Annotated in this window: 18 protein-coding genes and 1 other RNA gene; 18 read left to right on the top strand and 1 reads right to left on the bottom strand. The window is 59.9% G+C overall.

All coding sequences use genetic code 11. The annotated features are described in order from the left end of the window. Window positions 1-325 precede the first annotated feature (325 nt). The 11 genes from ACEXKH_RS01555 to ACEXKH_RS01605 all read left to right on the top strand — a co-directional run bounded on the left by ACEXKH_RS01555 (window position 326) and on the right by ACEXKH_RS01605 (window position 16,252). Window positions 326-3,664 carry a Spy0128 family protein gene (locus ACEXKH_RS01555; protein ID WP_373572829.1) on the top strand — a complete coding sequence of 1,113 codons (3,339 nt, stop codon included), beginning with the start codon at window positions 326-328 and terminating at the stop codon, window positions 3,662-3,664. Continuing rightward, entirely contained in the window at window positions 3,657-5,327 is a 1,671-nt protein-coding gene (locus ACEXKH_RS01560; RefSeq protein ID WP_373572830.1) for an isopeptide-forming domain-containing fimbrial protein, read from the top strand. Before ACEXKH_RS01555 ends, ACEXKH_RS01560 begins: the two co-directional genes overlap by 8 nt. A gap of 114 nt (window positions 5,328-5,441) precedes the next feature. Continuing rightward, on the top strand, window positions 5,442-7,199 hold the full coding sequence (locus ACEXKH_RS01565; protein ID WP_373572831.1) for an isopeptide-forming domain-containing fimbrial protein: 1,758 nt from the start codon (window positions 5,442-5,444) through the stop codon (window positions 7,197-7,199). Between the two features lie 740 nt (window positions 7,200-7,939). Further along, complete coding sequence (locus tag ACEXKH_RS01570) at window positions 7,940-8,857, top strand: class C sortase (protein WP_373572832.1); 918 nt, start codon at window positions 7,940-7,942, stop codon at window positions 8,855-8,857. 135 nt (window positions 8,858-8,992) lie between these two features. Further along, complete coding sequence (gene gatC / locus ACEXKH_RS01575; protein ID WP_055250987.1) at window positions 8,993-9,304, top strand: Asp-tRNA(Asn)/Glu-tRNA(Gln) amidotransferase subunit GatC; 312 nt, start codon at window positions 8,993-8,995, stop codon at window positions 9,302-9,304. Beyond that, window positions 9,304-10,818, top strand: a complete 1,515-nt coding sequence (gatA, locus tag ACEXKH_RS01580) for an Asp-tRNA(Asn)/Glu-tRNA(Gln) amidotransferase subunit GatA (RefSeq protein WP_373572833.1) — start codon at window positions 9,304-9,306, stop codon at window positions 10,816-10,818. Before gatC ends, gatA begins: the two co-directional genes overlap by 1 nt. Continuing rightward, window positions 10,818-12,494, top strand: coding sequence for an Asp-tRNA(Asn)/Glu-tRNA(Gln) amidotransferase subunit GatB (gene gatB / locus ACEXKH_RS01585; protein WP_373572834.1), 1,677 nt, complete (start codon window positions 10,818-10,820; stop codon window positions 12,492-12,494). Before gatA ends, gatB begins: the two co-directional genes overlap by 1 nt. A 409-nt stretch (window positions 12,495-12,903) precedes the next feature. Next, window positions 12,904-13,149, top strand: a complete 246-nt coding sequence (locus ACEXKH_RS01590; protein ID WP_035136895.1) for a DUF6110 family protein — start codon at window positions 12,904-12,906, stop codon at window positions 13,147-13,149. Between the two features lie 78 nt (window positions 13,150-13,227). Then, window positions 13,228-15,243 carry a heavy metal translocating P-type ATPase gene (locus ACEXKH_RS01595; protein WP_373572835.1) on the top strand — a complete coding sequence of 672 codons (2,016 nt, stop codon included), beginning with the start codon at window positions 13,228-13,230 and terminating at the stop codon, window positions 15,241-15,243. A 143-nt stretch (window positions 15,244-15,386) separates the two neighbouring features. Further along, on the top strand, window positions 15,387-15,740 hold the full coding sequence (locus ACEXKH_RS01600; protein ID WP_373572836.1) for a hypothetical protein: 354 nt from the start codon (window positions 15,387-15,389) through the stop codon (window positions 15,738-15,740). After that, a complete protein-coding gene (locus ACEXKH_RS01605) occupies window positions 15,737-16,252 on the top strand; it encodes a type II toxin-antitoxin system VapC family toxin (protein ID WP_373572837.1) in 516 nt (171 codons plus the stop codon). Before ACEXKH_RS01600 ends, ACEXKH_RS01605 begins: the two co-directional genes overlap by 4 nt. 58 nt (window positions 16,253-16,310) lie before the next feature. Here ACEXKH_RS01605 and ACEXKH_RS01610 read toward each other — a convergent pair whose 3' ends face one another. Then, complete coding sequence (locus ACEXKH_RS01610) at window positions 16,311-16,745, bottom strand: hypothetical protein (protein WP_373572838.1); 435 nt, start codon at window positions 16,743-16,745, stop codon at window positions 16,311-16,313. A 237-nt stretch (window positions 16,746-16,982) separates the two neighbouring features. On the opposite strand from ACEXKH_RS01610, the gene ssrA reads away from it, so the two are divergent. From ssrA to nagB, 7 genes are all read left to right on the top strand, one after another. Continuing rightward, window positions 16,983-17,346, top strand: a transfer-messenger RNA (tmRNA) gene (gene ssrA, locus ACEXKH_RS01615). 679 nt (window positions 17,347-18,025) lie between these two features. Next, the gene (locus ACEXKH_RS01620) at window positions 18,026-18,904 is read left to right on the top strand and encodes a patatin-like phospholipase family protein (protein ID WP_271757604.1); all 879 of its coding nucleotides are present in this window, start codon (window positions 18,026-18,028) and stop codon (window positions 18,902-18,904) included. A gap of 157 nt (window positions 18,905-19,061) precedes the next feature. Beyond that, the gene (gene rplM, locus ACEXKH_RS01625; protein ID WP_022094635.1) at window positions 19,062-19,505 is read left to right on the top strand and encodes a 50S ribosomal protein L13; all 444 of its coding nucleotides are present in this window, start codon (window positions 19,062-19,064) and stop codon (window positions 19,503-19,505) included. 2 nt (window positions 19,506-19,507) lie between these two features. Continuing rightward, window positions 19,508-19,903 carry a 30S ribosomal protein S9 gene (gene rpsI / locus ACEXKH_RS01630; RefSeq protein WP_022094634.1) on the top strand — a complete coding sequence of 132 codons (396 nt, stop codon included), beginning with the start codon at window positions 19,508-19,510 and terminating at the stop codon, window positions 19,901-19,903. A 123-nt stretch (window positions 19,904-20,026) separates the two neighbouring features. After that, window positions 20,027-21,364 (top strand): phosphoglucosamine mutase, encoded by a 1,338-nt coding sequence (gene glmM, locus ACEXKH_RS01635; protein ID WP_373572839.1) that lies wholly within the window; start codon window positions 20,027-20,029, stop codon window positions 21,362-21,364. Between the two features lie 101 nt (window positions 21,365-21,465). Next, window positions 21,466-21,933, top strand: a complete 468-nt coding sequence (locus tag ACEXKH_RS01640; protein ID WP_320676340.1) for a PTS sugar transporter subunit IIA — start codon at window positions 21,466-21,468, stop codon at window positions 21,931-21,933. Between the two features lie 272 nt (window positions 21,934-22,205). Then, entirely contained in the window at window positions 22,206-22,934 is a 729-nt protein-coding gene (gene nagB / locus ACEXKH_RS01645; RefSeq protein ID WP_161145374.1) for a glucosamine-6-phosphate deaminase, read from the top strand. Window positions 22,935-23,030 lie beyond the last annotated feature (96 nt).

The raw sequence follows: 23,030 nt of genomic DNA on the forward strand, positions 1-23,030 counted from the left end.
AATGACCTACTGCTCACGGTCGATTTTCGACCGTGAGCGGGATGTCTGCTCTTGAGCAAAAATTTGTGCAAATAAATCTAATGCCATTAAAAAATGATGTGCAGCTAAATTACCAGTAGAAACAAATAATAGATAGCGAATAAACGAAGGTAAATCTGAGCAAATGTCAAGAGAATTGAGAATCCGCTACAAAAATGTCGGTTTTGTTGCTCAGATGTCTAAACAATCGTTACAATATGTACACTAAACGTGCGCAATTACAGATTGCGCAGATACGTTTGATAGTGAAAGAGCAAGATCGCGGTCTCTTGAGGAGGAGACATCGATGAAAGCAAATTCAGACAAATCTAAGCAGAGTAATAAAGCGACGCGCCGTGTACTGGCAGGCGTTTTGTGCGGAGCCTCCGTTTTGAGCCTGGTGCTGTCGCTCGTCATGCCTCCGATCTCGCAGGCCATTGCCAACGATGCCCAGACGGTTTCTACTGAAGAAACTGTGACGGGGGATTCCTCAAGTGAGTCTACTGGTGTGGACAACACCAACAACGGTGATACCGAAAACCAGAATAGCGACGATGCCGAGAATGGCGCGAGCGAAGACGCCGCTGCCGCAGGCCTGCCGTCCGACGACGCGAAGGTCGAGGGTGACACGCAGCCTTCCGACGCACAGCCTGCGGATGATGATAATAACGATGAAAACGCTATCGCTCCCGTCAGTGCCGATGGCTATACCGAGGTAAGCGGCGATGTTGCTGAGGTGTTTACCAATGGCGGTAAGTTCCGACTGACGGATTATGCCTATTCGGATAAGCAGATCGCTATCAGCAAAGACACCACCATCGATCTTAACGGCAACATGCTCTGTAACCGTTCTGGCGGCTTAGACTCCTTCTTTGTGGTCGAAAACGGAGCCACGCTCACTATCGAGGATTTAGGCCAAACAACAATAGATGCACCAAGTTCGGTCGATACGGCCAATACGCCGGCGGGCCAGCTTGCGAGTATGGAGTGGGAAAAGGGAAGCAGCTCTAATAAGGGCACTCCTAAGAGTCTTACTTACTATGAGACTAAGAGCACGCCCAAGACAGATGGACTTGGCACCACCGAGACTACGTACAGGCATGTCGTTACAGGCTTTGGCGCTATCGATGCGGCGTCGGACAGCGGTTCCGTAAAGTATGTGGTCAACGTTGAAGCGGGCTGCACGCTCGATCTCAAGGGCGGCATGATTACCACGGCTGCCAACCTGAGCCCCGACGGCCATGTGATTTATTCCGAGGGTACGGTCAAAATCGCGGGCGGTTACGTCACCAACGGCAACGGCGGTGGCTGGGGCGGTGGCCTGTGCATAGCGGGCGCGAATCCCAAGCTCGAAATGACAGGCGGTGTGGTTGCGGGAAACAAGGCGGCTGCTGGCGGCGGCGTCTTTGCTAACTTTGGAGCCACCCTGAATCTTGCAGGCGGAATTATCTCTGGCAACGCTACGTATGGAAATCCCATCAGCAATGGTGACGACACCGGCGACGGTGGCTACGGTGGCGGTGTTTATACCAAGGGCGCAAACGTTACCATTAGCGGCTCTGCCTGTATAACAAACAACCGAGCTGACGATCGTATCACTGACAGTAATCTTTTCAACAATGGTCTGCTCGGTGGCGGCGGCATTGCATGCACACACGGTGGCAAGCTCAGCATAACGAGTGGTTTCGTTACGGCTAACTATTCCCGTGAGGCTGGCGGCGGCGTCTACGCAGGTTTCTACAGTAAGAACAACGGCAAGAACATTAGCTTTGAAATGACTGGCGGCACGATTGCCGGCAACGAATCCGATAACGCCGAGGGCGGCGGTCTACGTGTCGCAGGCGGCGAAGGTGGCGACAATGTTGGCACGAATGCAACAATTTGCGCTGGTGAGAACAGCAAGATTTACATTACGAACAACAAAACGATGACGGGTCAGAATCGTGGTGGCGACTGGGGCGGCGGTGGCGTCTTTGTCCAAAAGGGCGGCAAGCTTAACATCGTAAGGACGCTGATTACTGATAATGAGGCCGGCGGCTGGGGTGGTGGCATCGGTGCCTGCCCTACGGGCGAAACAGTCGTTTCGCACTCAAATGGTGCTGCAATCTACAACAATACGGATCACGGTGAGCACTTCTCTGCCGGTGGTCATGATAAGGACCAGGACAAAAATTCTCAATACATCACGGATGACTTCAAAAAATTCGGCCACAAGGATTTCTTCTTGGTACGCAAGAACGACAGCCAAAATACGGTTGCAGTCGTTCTTGGCAAGATGCTCGGTGGCGGCTCAGCTGGCTGGCAGGGCACCTGCGATGGTAAGAAGATAACCATCGATGCCAACGGCGGTGCCGAGGCTAAGTACATGTTTGGCCTTGAGGCTCATCCTTCCGATCAGGCTAAAAGGGATGCGCAGACAGCGGCTACGACCATCATCAGCGGTAACTATTCCTACACCCACGGCGGCGGCATCATGACCAACGGCGACCTCATCGTCGGTGAGGTTACTTCCCTGGACGTGTATCCTGCAATCAAGGTCAAGGCTAACAAGGTCCTCATGAAGGATGGCAAACCGCAAGGCCTCACGGGCCACGGCTATAAGTTCAAGCTGTTGGGTAAAGCCGCCGATTCAGCTGGGGAGCCGTATTGGAATACGGACGGCTCACTTAACGCAAACGGATGCGAGGCGACGTCCGAGGTTACCGTTAATGAAAGTGGAGACATCGTCATTGATACGGCTGCGAACTACCAGTCGGGCAATTACGACCTCTACCTTGTTGAAGTCCCTATCAGTGAGGAAGGCACGACCTTTGATAAGGCCATTTACAAAATACATATAAAGGTTGGTGCGACACCAGTTAATACGACCAACCTCTTGGGGATCAATATTAATCGTTATGAAATTGATAAGAGCGCTTCCACAGTATCCGTTAAAAGGGAAGGCGAAACGGGCTTCACCGAGTGTAAATCTCCTGAGTTCTATAACTGGAGTGTAGATCCGAAAGACAATACAATCTCGACCGTAAAAATCGGCAACAGCTCCAAACCTGCGTTTACGAACGAACTTGCGCCCTACCAGACTTCAGGCACTTGGACACCTCAGGTGACCAAGAAGGTCGATGGCGGCGAGATGAAGAAGTTCAAGTTCGAGCTATATACCATGGATGGCAGCAAGAAAACGGTGCTTGATACAAAGAGTACCGCTGATGACTCGAACAACTTGCAGACGGTGACGTTCGCCGAGCAGAAGATTGGACCACTCAAAGTCAGCGACTTCAACGACGGTAAGGCAACATTCATTTATTACATTTGTGAATGTGCTGCTGACGCCGGCGAAGGCACCAGCCACAAGGGCTATACCAACGACACCAAGACCTTCAAGGTTGTGGTGACGGCAACGGATGACGGCGAAGGACATCTGACCTGCACGCCGGCCTACTACGAGGTCGACGCCAACGGAAACGCAAACTCAACCCCCACCTCCACCCCCACCTTCACCAACACCTACTCCACCTCTTTGCCCCTTTCTGGTATGTCGGGCGTCACGCTGACGTACCTTGCCGGCGCGGCGGTGCTTTGCGCTGCTGCGGCCTGGATGCACATTCGTCGCAAGGCGAATGCGAAGGGAGGTGAGCGTCGTGAATAAGAAAGTTTGCTCCTTCCCGATCTTGTTTGCGCTGCTTGCCCTCGTGATCGGCACCTGCGCGGTTGTGTTCCCCGCATCCGCGCAGGCCGCGCCGACCTCGACCGGTTCCATCACGGTGAGCGGCACCGTGGCGAGCAGCTACGACGCCTACCAGATCTTTGACGCCAACGTCATCGATGGCGACAACGACGCTAAAATCGCCACCGACCTCGCCTGGGCAAGTGACGCCGTGCGCGACGCCGTCCTGCCCGTGCTGCACAGCGCCGGCATGCCCAATTCCCAGACCACCGCGCAGGAAGCTGCCGAGTGGCTCAACACCGATTCCCACCTTACGAGCGCGCTGAGCGCACAGCTCGCTCGTTCCCTCCAGAGCTCTGGTGCCGTGTCCGTGGCCCTTAACGCGGGCAGGGCGGCCGAGCTGCCCTGTGGCTACTGGCTCATCGTCGCCGACGACGACGCCATCGCCCAGGGCGAGGCCGGCACCGCGCCGATCATGGCCCTGGTGGGCGGCGGCGCCGTCACCGTCAAGCCCAAGGCAGCGACGCCTAAGGTGTCCAAGCACGTGCTGGAGGACAGCACCGCCGCATGGCAGAAGGCCGCCGACGCCACGGTCGCCGACGACCTGTACTGGCGCCTCTCTGCCACGGTTCCCGCGGGGCTCACCGCCTACGACACCTATGCGGTGCAGTTCGTCGACACCATGAGCGCGGGGCTCGACCCCTCCAAGGTCGCCGCGAGCATGCGCGTGTACGTGGCGGCGGGCGCGGACGGTGGCTTCGGCGCCGTCTCGGCCGGCAAGGACGGGCATGTCGACACCGAGCCCGCGAAGGGCTGGACCGATATCACGGCCCAGTGCGCCACCAAGGTAGCGGCCGACGGCAAGACCTTCACCGTGCGCACCGGCGACCTGATTGCCGCGCTCGGCGGGGCCGACGCCTTCACCGCGGGCGCCCGCGTGGTCGCCGTGTACAACGCGCCGCTCAACAGCGCATGCAACCACGGCATCGCGAAGGGCAACCCCAACGAGGTCTACCTGCGCTACCCGCGCTCTCCCTTTGCCGACCAGTCCGGCGACGCCGGCTTTACCCGCACGCCGAGCGATGACGCGTGCGCCTACACCTGGGATCTCGCGCTCACCAAGCGCGGCAGCGACGGCGACAAGCCGCTTGCCGGGGCGGTCCTGAGTATCGCCGATGACCGCGGTCGCACACTGGCGGCCGACGGCACGTGGGATGCGGAGGGCAAGGCCACCGTCACCACGGGCGAGGACGGCCGCGTGACCGTCTCGGGCGTGGACTCGGGCAAGCTGGAGGTCCGCGAGCTCAAGGCGCCCAAGGGCTACACCGCCTTTGAGGGCACGCGCTCCGTGACGGTCAAGGCCGAGGGCCTGGACGTCGACCAGGTGGCCGCCGCCAAGCCCAAGCTCACCATCACGGCCGAGTCGCCCCTGCGCGCCGACAGCGCGGACGGGTCGACGGGCAGCCTGGAGGCGTCGCTCATCAACACGCCCACCGGCACGCCCCCTAGCATCTTCACCGGAGGCTTTATGCCCTCGACTGGCGATATGGCAATGTACGCCGCGGCCGCCGCAGCGGTCGCCGGAGCTGCGCTCATCGTGGTCGCGCTCCTGGTCAAGCGGGGAGGTGGCAGCCATAAAGAGTAGCTGGCAGCCCCACAGAGAGCGGGGCGAGACGTAACGAAGCAGATGCTTAGAAACAGACAGATGATGACCGATCGAATGGGAATCAAACGGAAAGTAGAGGAAAAGAAGATGAGCATGAACAAGAACATCGCACGCCTGGCAGTAACCGCAGGCCTCACAGCGGCGTTGAGCTTCGGCGGGGTTATGGCTCCGGTCACGATGGCGTTTGCTGAGGGTGCGACTACTACGACCAATAGCATCACCATCAACAAGATTGCCGGCAACAAGAACGTCAAGTACAAGGCGTATCAGATCTTTAAGGCCAAGGTTACTGACACTGCAAAAGGCAAGACCGCTCAGGACATCACGTGGGCGAATGACGAACTCGGAGCGACAGTTGTCAACGCCATCAAGAATAATTGGACTGGCTATAACGGCTTGGCTGAAGATAAGCAGTTGTCCGGGAATCCCACGGCTCAGGAGGTCGCCGACTTTCTCATGGCGCACGCGGGCTCCACTACCGCTGGGTCGGCTGACGGGTCGAGCGAGGGGACTCGGCTCGCGACCGACAATGTCCTCTACGCAGTCGCGAATGCTGTAAAGGACCATGCGACGGCTGTGGATGGTGACGATACCGTTGATGCCTGGACTTTCAGCGCCCAGAGTGGTAGCGGCTACTACCTGTTTGTGACCAGCGATCTCGATGCGACCAAGCCGAGCACTGGCACCTCCCCGATCTTTGCCATCGTTGGCGGCAACCCCGTGACCGTTACCGAGAAGACCAGCATCCCGACGATCAATAAGGAGGTCCTTAACGTTAAGGAGAGCAAAGACGGCTACACCGCTCAAAAGGGGTGGAGTAATGTTGCTGACTCCCAGGTGGGTCAGGAAGTAAGCTATAAGCTCACCGGCTCGATTGCTGACAACTATGCCACGTATGATTCCTATGCATACAAGTTTACGGATACCCTTTCGCAGGGCCTTACTTATGTTGATGACTCGCTCGAGGTTTATGCGCTGAATAACGGGGGCTATACCAAGATTAGCCCGAATAGCTATACCTTGGTTGAGCCTACTGAGAGCAATAATGTTCTGACGGTGAATTTTGATAAGGAAAAGGGGTTGAAGTCGGCTACTGCGGCTAATGCCGACGAGGCGCTTAATATCGGCGCAGAGACTAAGATCGTTGTCTTTTACAAGGCCAAACTCAATAGCAAGGCTAGCTATGAAGCTACCGGTAATGGTAATAAAAACGAGGTCTATCTCGAGTACTCCAATAACCCCATGGCCGGAGGCACCGGCAAATCCGAGACCAAGGTCGTGACGGACTACGTCTTCGGTTTTGATGTTACCAAGGTGGACGAGGGCACAGGTGATCCGCTCAAGGGAGATGAGAAACTCCAAGCGGGCTTTAAGGTTCGAGTTGTTGAAGGCGACGAGGACACTTTGAAAGACAAGTGGCTTGGCGCAAACGGCGAAATTGTCGATAGTGAACATGCTCATGAGTTCATGACGAAAGCCGATACCGGTAAGGTCTTCATCCCCGGTCTTGATGCCGGTACGTATGAGATTACCGAGACGACCACTCCTTCGGGCTACAACACCATCGCTCCCTTCCAGATTACGGTGAAGCCGGACTACGATACTGCTGGCAATCTGACGGGGCTCACTGTTTCCGATACCTCCAATATGGTCGATTCGGAAAAGACGAACGCGAGCATCGATTCGACCAAGATCCCAGTCACCATCAAGAACAAGAAGGGCTCTGGCCTTCCCCTCACCGGTCTTAACGGCGTGACCTTCACTTGGATCGCTGGTGGCGCGGTGCTGTGCATCGGTGTGGCGCACCTCATCCGCAGCCGTAAGCAGGCTGAGGAGTCCGAGCAGGAGTAACGCTCGCCCACCCATCCCTTTGGCAGGTGGGATGTGATGGCCATGAGACTTGCGGACACTTTTCTCGTCCAGCCACGTTCTTGCTTTGCCATTCTCTTTTCGGGGCAGACTCCGCACTGGAGTTTGCCCCGTTTTTTTGGATAACGCAGCCAGGTTCCATTGCCCGATGGATCGAGCGTATGACTATCGAACAGATGTTTGCAATTATTGCGTTTACCAGCTGTGGGTGCATAAACTCGCAGTAAAATGGCTTTGCGACGCATTCCGTGCGCGGGCGGCCGACGACTCGATCGGAGGTCCCCAAATGCTGAAATTCCTTAACGCGCTCGCCGCCCTCGCGGCGGTGGGCACGTTCGTCATCGCGTTTCTTGACTCGTATGAGGTTCGGTTTAAGGTCCGTAGGCGCACGCGCGGTGCGGACGGTAGAAGGCATTTGCGCCGCAACAAGCGCAAATAAGAATGCCCGGGGTTAGCGGCCCGGGCATTTAACAAAACCAGAAAACTAGGCCGCCCGCGCTCTCGTACACTTACGCGGGATGCGTCGTTTCCTATTGACATTGTATCCCGAATCGCCCCGCCGATCCGGGACATTCTGAAAACGCAAATGCGGGCCCATACTCGCGCTGCGCAATGCTGCCAGGCTGCGTTGTCTGGCGCGGGAGCTCGCTAATCGGCTATTATTTGTTTAGACAACTTGAGTTGTAGAGGAGTGACCGGCGATGGTGCAGGGCGCCAAACATATGAAGAGCAATAACGCCGCGGCCAACGGCGGCTCAAACCCCCAGCCCAAACCTCAACCAAAACCCAAACGCCGTCGCAAGCGGTTGCCGCGCTGGGCCGACCGGCTCATCACCATCGTTATCATCCTTATTGGCGTGGGCCTTATGACCTGGCCGTGGATCTTGGACCGGCTCGAAGCCTCGGGCGTGTTCAACCAGATCAGCACCGTGTCCAGCACCGTGGACGCGCTGTCGGAAGAGGAGCGCGAGCGCATCCTGCTCCAGGCGCGCTCCTTTAACGAGCAGCTGGCGGGCGAGGCTACCGAGCTCCCCGCCGACCAGATCGAGCCCTACGACCAGCAGCTTATCTTCGACCGCGACCCCATGATGAGCTGGGTCGAGATCCCCTCCATCGACGTGAGCATGCCCATCTACCACGGCACGAGCGAAGAAGTCCTCATGGCGGGCGTCGGCCACCTGGAGGGCACGAGCCTACCGGTGGGCGGTACCTCGACGCATTGCGTGCTCACCGCGCACTCGGGCATGCGCAACCTGAGCATGTTCGACGACATCCACTCGCTGGAGCCCGGCGACCTGGTGCTGCTGCACACCATGAACAAGACGCTCGCCTATAAGATGGTGGACTCCGAGGTGGTGCTGCCCGAGGAGATGGAGTCGCTGACCATCGAGCCCGGCGCCGACAAGGTGACGCTCGTCACCTGTACGCCCTACGGCGTGAACGACCATCGTCTGCTGGTGCATTGCGTGCGCACCAAGTACAGCAAGAAGGACGTCGACAAGCAAAAGTCGCTGGCCAGCCGCCACTGGGGCAAGCGCGAGTTTGCCGTGCTCATCGTGGTCGTAGCCATTGTGCTGTTGCTGCTGGACATCGTGATCCACGCGATCCGCAAGCGCCGCAAGGCCAAGGCCTCGGCATAAGACATTCTCCAGAACCACCGCAATGGGGACAGGCATCCTCGTTACGTTTTCGCTGCATTTGGGTAAAGCACCTGCTCCAAGCGGCGTTGCCTTGTATACTAGAGCGGTTTAACTGTTATGCGGAAGGGAGCGCCTATGGCACTCAGCGAGAAAGACGTGCGCGGCATCGCCGAGTACGCAAAGATCGCACTGACCGATGACGAGCTCACCCAGATGACGTCCTACATGAACGATGCCGTCCAGATGCTCGAGCCCGTCTTGCAATATGACTTGCCCGACGTGGAGCCCACGTTCCATCCCATCGGAAGCCTGTCCAACGTGATGGGCGATGACCTGCGCGAGCCCGAGCGCGACCTGCCGCTCGACGTCGCGCTCGAGAACGCCGGCAGCGCGCGCGACCGCTACTTCCGCGTGCCGTCCATTTTGGGAGAGGGGGAGAGCGAGTAATGGCGCAGAGCTTCGATTCCCTTACCGCCGCCCAGATCGCCGCGGGCGTTGCCGCCGGCGACTTTACCGCTACCGAGGTGGCCAAGGCCTCCCTTGCCGCCATCGAGGCGCGCGAGGGCGGGGTCCAGGCATTCCTGCAGGTGGCGCCCGAGCTTGCGCTCGAGGCCGCCGCGCGCGTGGATGCCGACCGTGCCGCAGGCAAGCCGCTGCCCCCGCTCGCGGGCGTGCCGCTGGCCATTAAGGACAACATGAACCTTGTGGGCACGCGCACCACCTGCGCTTCCCGCATGCTCGAGGACTACCAGAGCGTCTACACCGCCACCTGCGTCCAGCGCATGCTCAATGCCGGCTGCCTGCCCATGGGCAAGGCCAACATGGACGAGTTTGCCTTTGGCAGCTCCACCGAGAGCTCGGCGTTCCACCGCACCAACAACCCCTGGGATACCGAGCGCGTGCCCGGCGGCTCTTCGGGCGGTTCCGCTGCCGCCGTCGCCGCGGGCGAGGTCGCGCTCTCGCTGGGCTCGGACACCGGTGGCTCCATTCGTCAGCCGGCGTCGCTGTGCGGCGTGGTGGGCTTTAAGCCCACGTATGGTGCCGTGAGCCGTTACGGCGTGGTTGCCTTTGGCTCGTCGCTCGACCAGGTGGGTCCCTTTGGCCGCACGGTCGAGGATGTCGCGCTGGCCATGAACGCGCTTACCGGCGCGGGCCACGATCCGTACGACTGCACCAGCCAGGATTGCACCGTCGACTTTACCGAGCATCTCAACGACAGCATCGAGGGTAAGCGCGTGGGCATCATCCCCGCGTTTATGGAGGCCGAGGGCCTGACGCCCGAGGTCAAGGCCGCTGTTCAGCGCGCCGCCCAGGAGCTGCAGAACCAGGGCGCCGAACTGGTCGAGGTCGACCTGCCGCACCTGGACGCCGCCATCGCCGCCTACTACGTCATCGGCCCGGCCGAGGCGTTCTCCAACCTGGCCCGCTTCGACGGCATTCGCTATGGCTATCAGGAGGAGGGCTGCGCCAACCTGTCCGATCAGAGCTCGCTGTCGCGCGCCCACGGCTTTGGCGCCGAGGCCAAGCGCCGTCAGATGCTCGGTGCCTACCTGCTGAGCTCGGGCGTGTACGACAAGTACTACTACGCCGCGCAAAAGGCCCGCACGCTCATCACGCAGGACTACGACGCCGCGTATGCCAAGGTGGACACCATCCTTATGCCCGCCTCGCCTCGCACGGCCTTTAAGTTTGGCGAGATTAGCGACCCCACGCAGATGTACCTCTCCGACCTGTACACCATCTCGCTCAACATCTGCGGCAACGGCGGTATCTCGGTGCCGCTGGGCTTGGGCGAGGACAGCAAGCTGCCCGTTTCTGCCCAGCTGGTGGGTCCGGCCTTTAAGGACCGTCAGCTGCTCACGTTTGCCCGCGCCTTGGAGCGCGGCTTAGCCGATGCCGCCACGGGTGCGCCCGCGCTTTCCGTCGCGCCCGATTTTGCCGGGAAGGGAGGCGAGCTGTAATGAAGGAGCTTTCCGAGGTCCTGCAGGATTGGGAGGCCGTGATCGGCCTGGAGATCCATACCGAGCTCACCGCACTCGATACCAAGATGTTCTGCAACTGCAAGCTCAGCCACGATGACGAGCCCAACGCCAACGTGTGCCCGGTGTGCCTGGGCCTGCCCGGCGCCCTGCCGGTGCCCAACAAGCGCGCCATCGAGAGCATCGTCAAGGCCGGTCTCGCCACCAACTGCGAGATCCAGCGCCACTCGATGTTCTACCGCAAGCACTACTTCTATCCCGATATGGCCAAGAACTTCCAGACCACGCAGGGTCCGGTCGCCTTTGCCATGTACGGTCACCTGGACCTGGACGTCACCGGTCGCGGTGCCGCCGAGCGCCCCGACTGCGCGTTTGGTGAGGACGAGGCCCAGAGCCTGGCGAGCGCTTCGGCCAACGCCGAGGGCCTGTCCACGTCCATGTCCTCGACCATGCGCGAGGGCAACCAGCGCGCCGGCCATCTGGCCAGTTATGACGCGTCCAGCCTGCAGATGCCCGAGCGCCGCGAGGACGGTTCCTACACGGTGCCCATCCGCATCCTGCGCATCCACATGGAGGAGGACGCCGCCAAGATGGTGCACGTGGGCGGTGCCGAGGGCCGCATTACCGCTGCTGCCGAGTCGCTCGTCGACTACAACCGCTGTGGCACGCCTTTGATTGAGCTCGTGACCGAGCCCGACCTGCGCACGCCCGAGGAGGCTCGCCTGTTTATGGAGAAGCTCCGCCGCATTTTTGTGACGCTGGGCATTTCGGACTGCTCCATGGAGAAGGGTTCCATGCGCTGCGACGGCAACGTGTCGCTGCGCCGCCGCGGCGAGACCAAGCTGGGCACCAAGACCGAGCTCAAGAACCTCAACTCGTTTAAGAGCCTGCACGACGGCCTTGCCTACGAGATTTGCCGTCAGGCCGAGGTGCTTGAGGAGGGCGGCATTATCTATCAAGAGACCCGCCACTGGGAGCCCAGCCGCAAGCGCACCGTGGTCATGCGCGTCAAGGAGACGGCCGACGACTATCGTCTGTTCCCCGATCCCGACCTGGCGCCGTTCGATCTGGACGACGAGTTTATCGACCGCTGCCGAGGCGAGATCCCCGAGCTGCCCGATGCTAAGCGCGCCCGTTTTGAGGCCGACTTTGGCATTAAGGCGGCCGACGCCGAGCAGATTGCCGGCGACCCGGAGTTTGCCGACTTCTTTGAGGCCGCCGCTGCCGGCATGGCTGGCAAGGAGGCCCAGACGGTCGCAAACCTGCTGGTCAACGAGATGATCGCCCACCTTAAGGGCGCGGGCGTGTCGTTGAGTGAGTCCGGCATTGCGCCGACTCAGGTGGCAGCGCTTGCCAAGCTGCTGGCGACCGATGCCATTAGCTCCAACCAGGCGCACGAAGTCTTTGAGGCCATGGCTCAGACCGGCGACGACCCCAACAAGATCGTCGACGAGCGCGGTATGCGCCAGGTGAGCGATGCCGGCGCGCTGCAGCCGATCGTGGACGAGGTGCTGGCAAACTGTGCCGATCAGGCGCAGCAGTATCGTGACGGCAACCAGAAGGTCATCGGCTTTCTGGTGGGCCAGTGCATGAAGGCAAGCCGCGGCAAGGGCAACCCGAAGCTCTTCAACGAGTTGCTGAGAACGTCGCTCTCGTAGCTGCGAGGCCGGGGAAGCCCCGAGTCGCCGGGGTATTTCCTCCAAATTTCAAACAGTCCTATGCAAGACGAAGGCCACATTTAGTGGCCTTCTTTGCATGCGGAACTCATTTGGAGCAAACACCCCGGCGACTCGGGGCTTCCCCGGCCAGACGACTCGGCCGTTCGGGTCAGGTGGGGCTGAATGAAATCGAGTGAATGGGCACGCCGTTGGCGCGCCCATTTTTGTGCGGGTGACAAAGAGACTGTCCCTTGGTCACATCGCACTCTAGGATTTCCAAAAAGTTAACCGTTGTTGACCTTAATAGTTAGATAAACTAAACTAATTACCAAAAGTGTGCTCGAGCAAACTTATTTACTCGGGTGCTAAGGCACCGTGCCGCAGTTGTTGCGGAAAAGGGAGAGACATCATGAAGAAGTCCACGTTCAACACCCTGCTTGTCGGTGGCGGTTTTCTGCTCGGCACGGCCGGCATCAAGCTGCTCACCAGCGCTCCGGTAAAGAACGCCTGCGTGCAGGGTATCGCGTGCGGCATGCGCATCAAGAACGGCTACCAGGACATGGTCGAGCAGGCCAAGGCTAATGTCGACGACATGGTTGCCGAGGCTGCTTACATCACCCAGAGCGAGGCCGCCGCGGACAACGCAGCCGAGTAGCGCTCCCAGGCACAAACTATGAGATTCTCGATTATCAGCGAGATCCCCGGCAGGACCCGCCTCCAGTTGGCGGGTCCTGTGCCAGAGAGCGATCTCGATGCGCTTCTAAAGCTCAGCGACGAAATCGATGGCGTGCGCAAGGTGCGCGTCTACGGTCGCATCGGCCAGATGGCGCTCGAATACGACGAGCCGCGCCGCGATGCCGTGCTGGCCGCCGTCGGCGCGCTCGACGCTCAGGCCATTGCCGACGCAAAGACGGGTTACGTGATGCAGCTTGAGCCGCGCAAGCACAAGCTCGTCATGGATCTTGCCACACTTATCGGCGCCCACTACGCGCGCCGCTGGTTCTTGCCGACGCCTCTGCGTGCGGTGTTTGTCGTGGCCGGTTACATGGCATTTTTGCGTGCTGCCCTCCGTGAGCTCGCGCAGCCGCGCCTGACCGTTCCCGTGCTCGATGCTTCGGCCATTGGTATCTCGTTTGTCAAACGCGACGTCGATACCGCGGGCCAGACGATGTTCCTGCTCAATGTGGGCGAATTGCTCGAGGACTACACGCGTGCCATGAGCGAAAACGAGCTCATCAACTCGCTGCTCGACGTGCCCGATAAGGCGCAAAAAGTGGTCGGTGACACCGAGGTAAGCGTTGCCGCCACCGAGCTCGAGCCCGGCGATCTGGTCGCCGTGCGCACTGGCATGTCCGTCTGCATCGACGGTGTCGTCGAGCAGGGAAGCGCTATGGTCAACCAAGCGACCCTGACCGGCGAGCCGCTGGCCGTCGAACGCAGCGTGGGCGATGATGTGTTCGCCGGAACCGTCGTGGAAGACGGTAGCATCTTGGTGCGCGTGCGCGCCAATACGGCTCAGACCAAGCTGCGTTCGATCGTCTCGCTCGTGCAGACGGCCGACTCGCTCAAGTCCGAGGGTCAGTCGCACATGGAGGACCTCGCCAACAAGATCGTTCCGTGGAACTTCCTGCTCGCGGGCCTGGTTGCGCTCACCACGCGCAGTCTCATCAAGACCTCCGCGGCACTGATGGTCGACTACTCGTGCGCGCTCAAGCTCACGGGTTCGGTCGCCGTCATGACCGCCATGAGCGATGCCGCCAAGATGGGCGTGATGGTCAAGGGCGCCAAGTACTTTGAGTCGTTTGCCAAGGCCGACACCATTGTGTTTGATAAGACCGGCACGCTCACCGAGGCGCAGCCGCGTCTTGCCTGCGTGCTGACGACCGATGGCTGGAGCAAGGACGAGGTCCTGCGCCTTTCCGCTTGCTTGGAGGAGCATTTCCCGCATCCGGTGGCGCGCGCCGTGGTCAATGCGGCACGTGAGCGCGGGCTCGAGCACCGCGAGCGCCATGCTGCCGTCGAGTACATCGTGGCGCACGGCATCGCTTCGTCCATCGAAGGGCGTCGCGCCATCATCGGTTCCGCGCACTTTGTATTTGAGGACGAGGGCGCACAGCTCGAATCCGACATCAAGGAGCGCATCGAGTCCCAGATGCAGGGCCTGTCGCCGCTGTACCTGGCGGTCGACGGCACGGTCGTCGGCGTGCTCGGAATCGAGGATCCGCTCAAGCCCGGGGTCTGTGAGGCCATCGCCGACCTGCATGCGCTGGGCGTCAAGCATGTCGTTATGCTCACGGGCGATTCCGAGCGCACGGCCGAGCGCATTGCGCGCGAGGCGGGTGTCGACGAGTTTAAGGCCGAGCTGCTGCCCGAGGACAAGTACGCCTATGTGGAGCGCATTAAGGGCGAGGGGTGCCATGTTGCCATGGTGGGCGACGGCGTCAACGATTCGCCGGCGCTCGGTTTGGCCGACGTGGGGCTGGCAATGGGTGGCGGAAGCGACATCGCCAAGGAGGTCGCCGATATCATCCTGACTGATACGGATCTCGCCGCGATCGTGCGCCTGCGCCGCATGAGCCAGGGGCTTATTGATCGTCTGACGAGCTCCTACTCTAAGGTGATGCTCACCAACTCAGCACTCTTGGCACTGGGCATTACCGGCGCGATTACCCCGCAGATGTCGTCACTGCTGCACAATGGCTCGACGATTGCCTACAGCCTGAGCAACGCGAAGGCTTACCTGCATTAGCAGGCGCGTTCGCCCACGTTATCTGGCCTGCGCCCGGACGGCATCGGTGTCGTCTGGGCGCAGGCCTTTTGCATTTGATTATTTGCTAGCTTCTCTATATAGTGTTGCTAGCAGTGATAGCAATTGAAGGGAGCGGGATCGACGTGGGTGCTGTTAGCGGCATGGCGCAGGTGAACGTTCGCGTAGATCGCCAGGTCAAGAACCGTGCCGAGGAGGTGCTGCGGCTTTCGGGCGGGTCACTGCCCGAGCTCATCAAAAAGGTGGTGGCCAAGGTCGCGCAGGGTGGCGGGCAGTGCGAGGAAGTGCTTGCGGCCGTCGACGACCGGCAGCAGACCGTCGCGCCCGATACTCCGTTCGCCGCATCATGGGCGGCGGCGGATCAGCTTTACGCGGACCTGGGCATCGCTACGTCGCCCGTATCCGACGATCTCGATTGGGACACAATCTATTCCGAAGCCATGGATGAGCATTATCGCCAAAAGGGGATGATCCAGTGAGTGGGGCGCCTCTCAAGATCATGGTAGACGCCAACGTATGGGTCGATTCGTTTTGCGTCGACCATGCCGAGTCGCTTGCCGCGCGTGCGTTTATTGGGCAGGCGACGGAGACGGGGGCGTTGCTGTTCTTCCCGGTGCATATCGCCAAGGACGTACTGTACGTTGTCCAACACGAGCTGAAGCGTAGCGTTCTTGCCAGCGGGGGAGCGCTCGACGAGGCATCTGCCCGTGCAATTGGCGATGCGGCGTTGGCGTTTGTTCGGAATGTGACCGAAAACGCCACGGCCGTGGGTGCAGATGCGTCGGACCTTTGGCTGGCCGACAAATACTTAGCGCTCCATCGCGATTACGAGGACAACTTGGTACTCGCCGCATGCAAACGTGCCCAGGTTGATTACTTGGTGACCAACGATCGCAAGCTGCTCGAACATGCCGATCTTGCAGCAAAGACCCCGCGCCAAATGATGCCGATTCTTGCTTTGGCCGAACGCGGCGGCGCGGCTATCGGCTGACGCGAACTGTTTGCGGGCCTCTTGGACGACGATGCGCCAAGGGGCCCGCGCCTGCTATTTACAAAAGCTCGGCCTTGATGGCGGGACTTTCGGCGAGCTGCTCGGCTGCCTTTTCGTCGGAGCTGCCGAGCGCGGCTAAGCTGCGGTAGACCCACTCGTTGACCTGGGTGTTCTTGACGCCTGCGGTCTGCATAAGGGCGCCTACCTCGCGGATTGCTGCGAGCAAGTCGGCTTTGGGACCCGCGAGCTCGACCTCGATGTTGTGGTAGGCGGACACACCGCGGTTCTCACTCACGTGGTCGATAAAGCCCTCGACGGTCTCAAGCTGCTGGGCGAGAGCGGCGTCATCGTCAGCGTCCAGCGCGACGAGTGCGTTCGATACCGTGAGGGCGGGATGTCCGCAGGGGACAAAGCCCTCGATGACATCCATAGCTTCGGTAATGGTTGAGCCCAGGCCTGCGAGGGCATTGACGAGTTGCTGCTTGGTATCCATAACGGTCCTTTCGAAGGGTCAATTGTGCTTGGCGAAAATATACGTGACGCGATCGGTAACAAAAGTGCGAAGTGCGGCGCACATTGGGGTCTTCACAGCTCGTGCATAGAACAGCTGTCCGCTTTCAGAACGTGGTAAGATAACACTCCACAAGCGGGGCTCGCCCCGTATGTTCCTTGAAAAGTCGACGGGTGTTGGGTACTCGTGCCCAATGCCATCCAGACTTTCCCGACATTCGGGGGCGACTGGTTTCGACACGATAGCTCTGAGAGAGGAAGCAAGCCGAGGTCTCCTCGCCTCGTTAAACAGGGGTACCGTCAAATTGAATTGACAACAACTCTTCTTTTGAGCCTATGGCTCTCGCTGCTTAGTTTATAGCGGCGCGTCAACCCGGTGATTTCCCCGACACCGGCGCGACGTCATTTTAGGGGAATGCTCCTGCGCACGTAATCGGTATGGCGCAGGCTAAGACCGAACCGGTTAGGACGCCGCGAGCGTGTCGCTGCGCGCAAAGCGTCCGAGACAAAACCAGCGACTGAGCTTGGAGATGCCAATCAGGGGGCTTTCGTGGACCGGAGTTCGATTCTCCGCGCCTCCACCATTAGTAACAGGCAGGTAGATATTCGTATCTACCTGCCTTTTTATTTCTAGTCCGTACCGCGGAGAATCGAACTCTATGCAGGGCGCGGGCGTAAAGAAAACGCGTGAGCGTTTTTAGCCCGCGGGCGAGGACGCCGGCAGGCGGCCGAAGCCGGTGCGTATTTGCGGAGCAAATACGCGGATTCTCCGCGCAATGCCCCAGCCAGATATCAATGCGATGTCGATCGGGCGTCTTGCCCCGGCCTCAACCCATCAACGGATTCCCCAAACCGCGGAGAATCGAACTCTATGCAGGGCGCGGGCGTTAAGCAAACGCTACGGCAACGCAGGGTGGGACGCGCTTTCCCAATGACGGCCCAGGCGGAAAGTACGTCTCGGAATCCGCACTCAGACTGGGACGTAGTTTCCGGATGGCACATCAAGCGGAAACCGCATCCCGGAATCCTCATTCGGAATGGGATGCAATTTCCATATGAATGGCTGGCGGAAAGTTCATCCCGGAATCCGCGCTCAGAACGGGACGCGCTTTCCCAACGGCGGTCCAAGCGGAAAGCGCATCCCGGAATCCCGTCTCAAACTGGGACGCACTTTCCGCTCCATCTCCTCAACTCCAAAACCTATGCGCCCTCCATTCCAAAACTGGGTAGAAGAAAGCCAAAACGCAATCGCAGGAGGTCAATATGACTGCAGAAGATAAGGCAAAGAACGCCGGCAAGGTCGCGCTCGTTTTGGAGGGCGGAAGTTTTCGCGGGCAGTTTACCGCGGGCGTGCTCGACGTCCTCATGGAGGCTGGCGTCGAGATTCCGGCTGTCTACGGTGTATCGGCTGGCGCCCTCAACGGCGTGAACTACAAGTCGCACCAGATCGGCCGTGCCAACCGCATCAACCTGGCTTTCTGCAACGACAGCCGCTTCATGGGCGCCGCATCGTTTGCGTCCACGGGCTCCATTGTGGGTTACGACTTTATCTTCAATGATGTCCAGGACCGCCTGGATCCCTTTGACAACGAGACGTTCGATGCGAGCCCCATCGAGATGTACGCCGTCGCGACGGACATGCTCTTTGGAACCGCCACGTACCTGCCGGTCAAAAGCGCCGTGCTCGATCTCGATGCCGTGCGCGCATCGACCTCGTTGCCGCTGGTGACGCCGCCGGTCGAGATTGACGGGCACAAATACGTCGACGGCGGCGTGGCCGATTCGGTTCCTATCGAGCATGTGCTGGAGGAGGCGGGCTTCGATCGTGCGGTCGTCATCGTTACGCAGGACCGCTCCTACGAGAAAAAGCCCTACGAGTTTATGCCCGCCGCACGCGCCCGCTATGCCGACTACCCCTACCTGCTCGAGGCTATCGAGACGCGCCACGACCGCTATAACATCCAGCGCATGCATCTGTGGAAGTATGAGCGCGAGGGCCGCGCGCTGGTCGTTGCTCCGCAAAAGCCGGTCGAGGTCGGCCATGTCGAACACGATCCGGCAAAGCTCCTCGACCTGTATATTCAGGGTCGCCAGGAGGCAAAGCGCTTGCTGGGAGATATCGAGGCGTTTGTCGAGCGCTAGCGTCGCGACGTCATGACCCATGGACGACATGTGCAGAAACTCTGGTCGGAGCCAAAATACCTGTTGACTCGGGCGGCGAGCGGGGTAATATGGACGGGTTACTTGCAGAGCCCCGTGAATCTCTGTAACAACACGTACTGTACATGGAGGAGTCTAAGTGATTTCGAAATCGACTCACTACGCCAAGCAGGGCGAGGTCCAGCGCAACTGGGTTCTCGTCGACGCCGATGGTGCTGTCTTGGGCCGTCTTGCCACCCAGATCGCAATGATCCTGCGCGGTAAGAACAAGCCCCAGTTCACGCCCAACAGCGACTGCGGCGACTTCGTTGTCGTCATCAACGCCGATAAGGTCCAGCTTACCGGTAACAAGGCCGACACGAAGACCTATTATCGCCACAGCGGCTACAACGGCGGCCTCAAGGCTGAGAGCTTCCGCCAGGCTATGGAGAAGCACCCGGAGAAGGTCATCGAGCGCGCCGTTCGCGGCATGCTGCCCAAGACCACCCTCGGCCGTGCCCAGATGACCAAGCTTAAGGTCTACGCTGGTGCCGAGCATCCGCACGCTGCCCAGAACCCCACGAAGATTGAGCTGGAGGCTTAAAGATGGCTGAGAACACCGTTGTCTACCAGGGTACCGGCCGTCGTAAGAACGCCGTCGCCCGCGTCCGTCTCGTCCCCGGCACCGGCAAGGTGACCATCAACAAGCGTGACGCCGAGCAGTATTTCGGCCGTCATCAGCTCGTTGAGAACGCCCTTGCTCCCTTCAAGGTGACCGACACCGCCGGTCAGTTCGACGTTATCGCTCTTTGCGATGGCGGCGGCATCTCCGGTCAGTCCGGCGCTCTGCGCCTGGGCATCGCTCGCGCTCTTCTGAACGCTGGCGACTACCGTGCTGACCTCAAGAAGGCCGGTTTCCTTACGCGCGATGCTCGCGTGGTCGAGCGCAAGAAGTACGGCCTCAAGAAGGCCCGCCGCGCTCCCCAGTTCTCCAAGCGCTAAGGTTTTATCTCCTTACGAGATACAATGTACAAGCGGGGCCTGCCGATTGCTCGGCGGGTCCCGCTTTTCTTTTTCGACTAGGGCGGGCGACTGCGATTCGTCTGCTAGGGAAGGAGCAATCCTATGCCCCAGAACATCTTTGGCACCGATGGTGTCCGTGGCGTCGCCAACGCCGATCTAACTTGCGAACTCGCCTTTCGTTTAGGTCGCGCTGCGACAAGGTTCCTAGGACCCGATATTTGCGTTGGACGCGACACGCGTCTTTCGGGCACCATGCTCGAGAGCGCGCTGACCGCCGGCATCATGGCCGAGGGCGGCCGTCCGCACTGCTGCGGCGTTATCCCTACGCCGGCCGTGGCACTGCTCACCGTTCAAAACGAGCTCGACGGCGGCATCGTCATCTCCGCTTCGCACAATCCGCCGGAGTTCAACGGCATCAAGTTCTTTAGCCGCAAGGGCATGAAGCTTCCCGACGCGGTTGAGGAAGAGATCAGCGCGTGGGTCATGTCCGAGGAGGCTATGGCTGCCGACACGCTGCCGACCGGCGCCGGCGTGGGTCACATCATCAAGATGAAGGATGCCCGCAAGGCCTATGTCGATCATGCCATCAGCACGCTCGACGGCCTTAAGCTCGATGGCCTGGTTGTTGCCGTCGACTGTGGCCACGGTGCTTCATGCCAGACCACGCCTGCCGCGCTCCAGCGCCTGGGCGCCACGGTCCACGCCATCAACACTGACTACTGTGGTACCGACATCAACGTCGAGTGCGGCTCCACGCACCTTGAGCCCCTGCGCGAGCTCGTGCTGCGCACCCACGCCGATATCGGTCTGGCTCACGACGGCGACGCCGACCGCGTGCTCTTTGTGGACAGCGAGGGCAACGAGATTGATGGCGACTACATTCTTGCCATCTGCGGCTCCGACCTTGCTGCTCGCGGCAAGCTCGCCAACTCCGAGATCGTCTCGACCGTCATGTGCAACCTCGGCTTCTCCATCGCCATGAAGGAGCAGGGCTTTGAGATGGTCCAGACTGCCGTGGGCGACCGCTATGTTCTTGAGCGTATGCTCGAGGACGGTGCCGTCATCGGCGGCGAGCAGTCCGGCCACATCATCTTCCTGGAGCACAACACCACCGGCGACGGCTTGGTGACGGCCCTGCAGCTTCTGGCCGTGCTCAAGCGCACCGGCCGCACCCTTACCGACCTTGCCGGCATCATGAAGAAGTACCCGCAGGTGCTCGTCAACGTGCATTCGGACAACAAGGCCGGCCTGGACGATTGCCAGCCCATTTGGGACGCCGTCGCTGCCGCCGAGAAAGAGCTCAACGGTCGCGGCCGCATCTTGGTGCGCCCGAGCGGTACCGAGCCGCTGGTTCGCGTTATGGCCGAGGCGGAGACGCACGAGCTGACCCAGCGTGTTGTTGACGATATCGTCGAGGTTGTCAAGCGCGAACTTCCCTAATGGCCAAAAACGGGTGCCAAGTGGTAAACTGACAAGGTTATTTTGATTGATTGGTATGTCCGAGGGGGAGCATGTTCACTAAAGTCCTAAGGTCTTTTGGTATGCGTGGTCGAGTCCTTACGCTGGATGCTCCCATCTCGGGTGATGTCATTCCGTTGTCCGAGGTCAATGACCAGACGTTTGCCACCGGCCTTTTGGGCCAGGGCGTGGCGATTCAGCCTACCGGCACGCGCGTGATTGCGCCGGCAGACGCCAAGGTCGAGGCCATTTTTCCCACGGGACACGCCGTTGCGCTCAACACGGTCGATGGCCTAGACGTGCTCATCCATGTTGGCTTGGACACTGTTCAGCTCGAGGGCAAGCACTTTACCGTACATGCGCAAGTGGGTGACATCGTCCATAAGGGCGATGTACTCATCGAGTTTGATCGCGAGGCAATTGCTGCCGAGGGCTACGATGTGACGGTTCCCATCTTGGTGTGCAACTCCGTTGAGTTCTCGAGCATCAAGGGTTCCGTTGGCGAGCATGTCGAGGAGATGGACCAACTCATCGTCGCTCGCGAGCGCTAGTGAGCGCGCTCGGCCTTTAGCCTACAATTCAAACACGTTTACGGAGGGCGCCCTTGAAAGAGGACGCCCTCCGTGGCAAGATGGGATTTGTCCGAAGCTAAACAGCTTTGGGTCACCGTGGACGGGCAGGGGCCTCGACGCGGGTAGACACGAGACATATACATTACGCGACCTCGCCCTGGTGGCCGCACACGTTGGTTGCGGCCGACGCGGGCCGCGGGCAAGTGCTTGTAAGGGGAGCCTTGCCTCTCTTGTACGAGAAAGGACGCGTAATGAAGATCATTAAAGCTAAAGACTACGAGGATATGAGCCGCAAGGCCGCCAATATCATCTCGGCCCAGGTTATCCTCAAGCCCGATTGCGTGCTGGGTCTTGCCACCGGCTCCACCCCGATTGGTGCCTACAAGCAGCTCGCCGCTTGGTACGAGAAGGGTGACGTCGACTTTGCCGAGGTCAGCACCTACAACCTCGACGAGTATCGTGGCCTTTCGCACGACGATCCCCAGAGCTACCACTACTTTATGCGTGAGAACTTCTTCGATCACATTAACATCGACCTGAACAACACGCATGTGCCCGATGGCTCCAATCCCGACGCTGCCGCTGCCTGCTCTGAGTACGACAAGATCGTCGCTGCTGCCGGTTACCCTGATCTGCAGCTGCTCGGCATCGGTAACAACGGTCACATTGGCTTCAACGAGCCCGATGACCACTTCTCCAAGGGTACGCACTGCGTCGACCTTACCGAGAGCACTATTCAGGCCAACAGCCGCCTGTTCGACAGCATCGACGACGTGCCCCGTCAGGCCTACACCATGGGCACCCAGACCATCATGTATGCCCGCATGATCCTGGTCGTCGCCAACGGCGAGGCCAAGGCACAGGCCGTGCATGACATGTGCTATGGTCCGGTTACCCCCGAGTGCCCTGCCTCGATCCTGCAACTGCACACCAACTGCGTTGTCGTTGCCGACGAGGCCGCCCTTTCGCTCTGCAAGTAGCGATAGCCTATCACCTCGACATAGCTTTGCCGAAGGCCTCCGCTTTGCGGGGGCTTTTTGCGGCTGAGCGCGCGCCGTGTGCTTGACGAAAATCTT

Source organism: Collinsella aerofaciens ATCC 25986 (assembly GCF_964259375.1).
Taxonomy (GTDB): Bacteria; Actinomycetota; Coriobacteriia; order Coriobacteriales; family Coriobacteriaceae; genus Collinsella; species Collinsella aerofaciens_BO.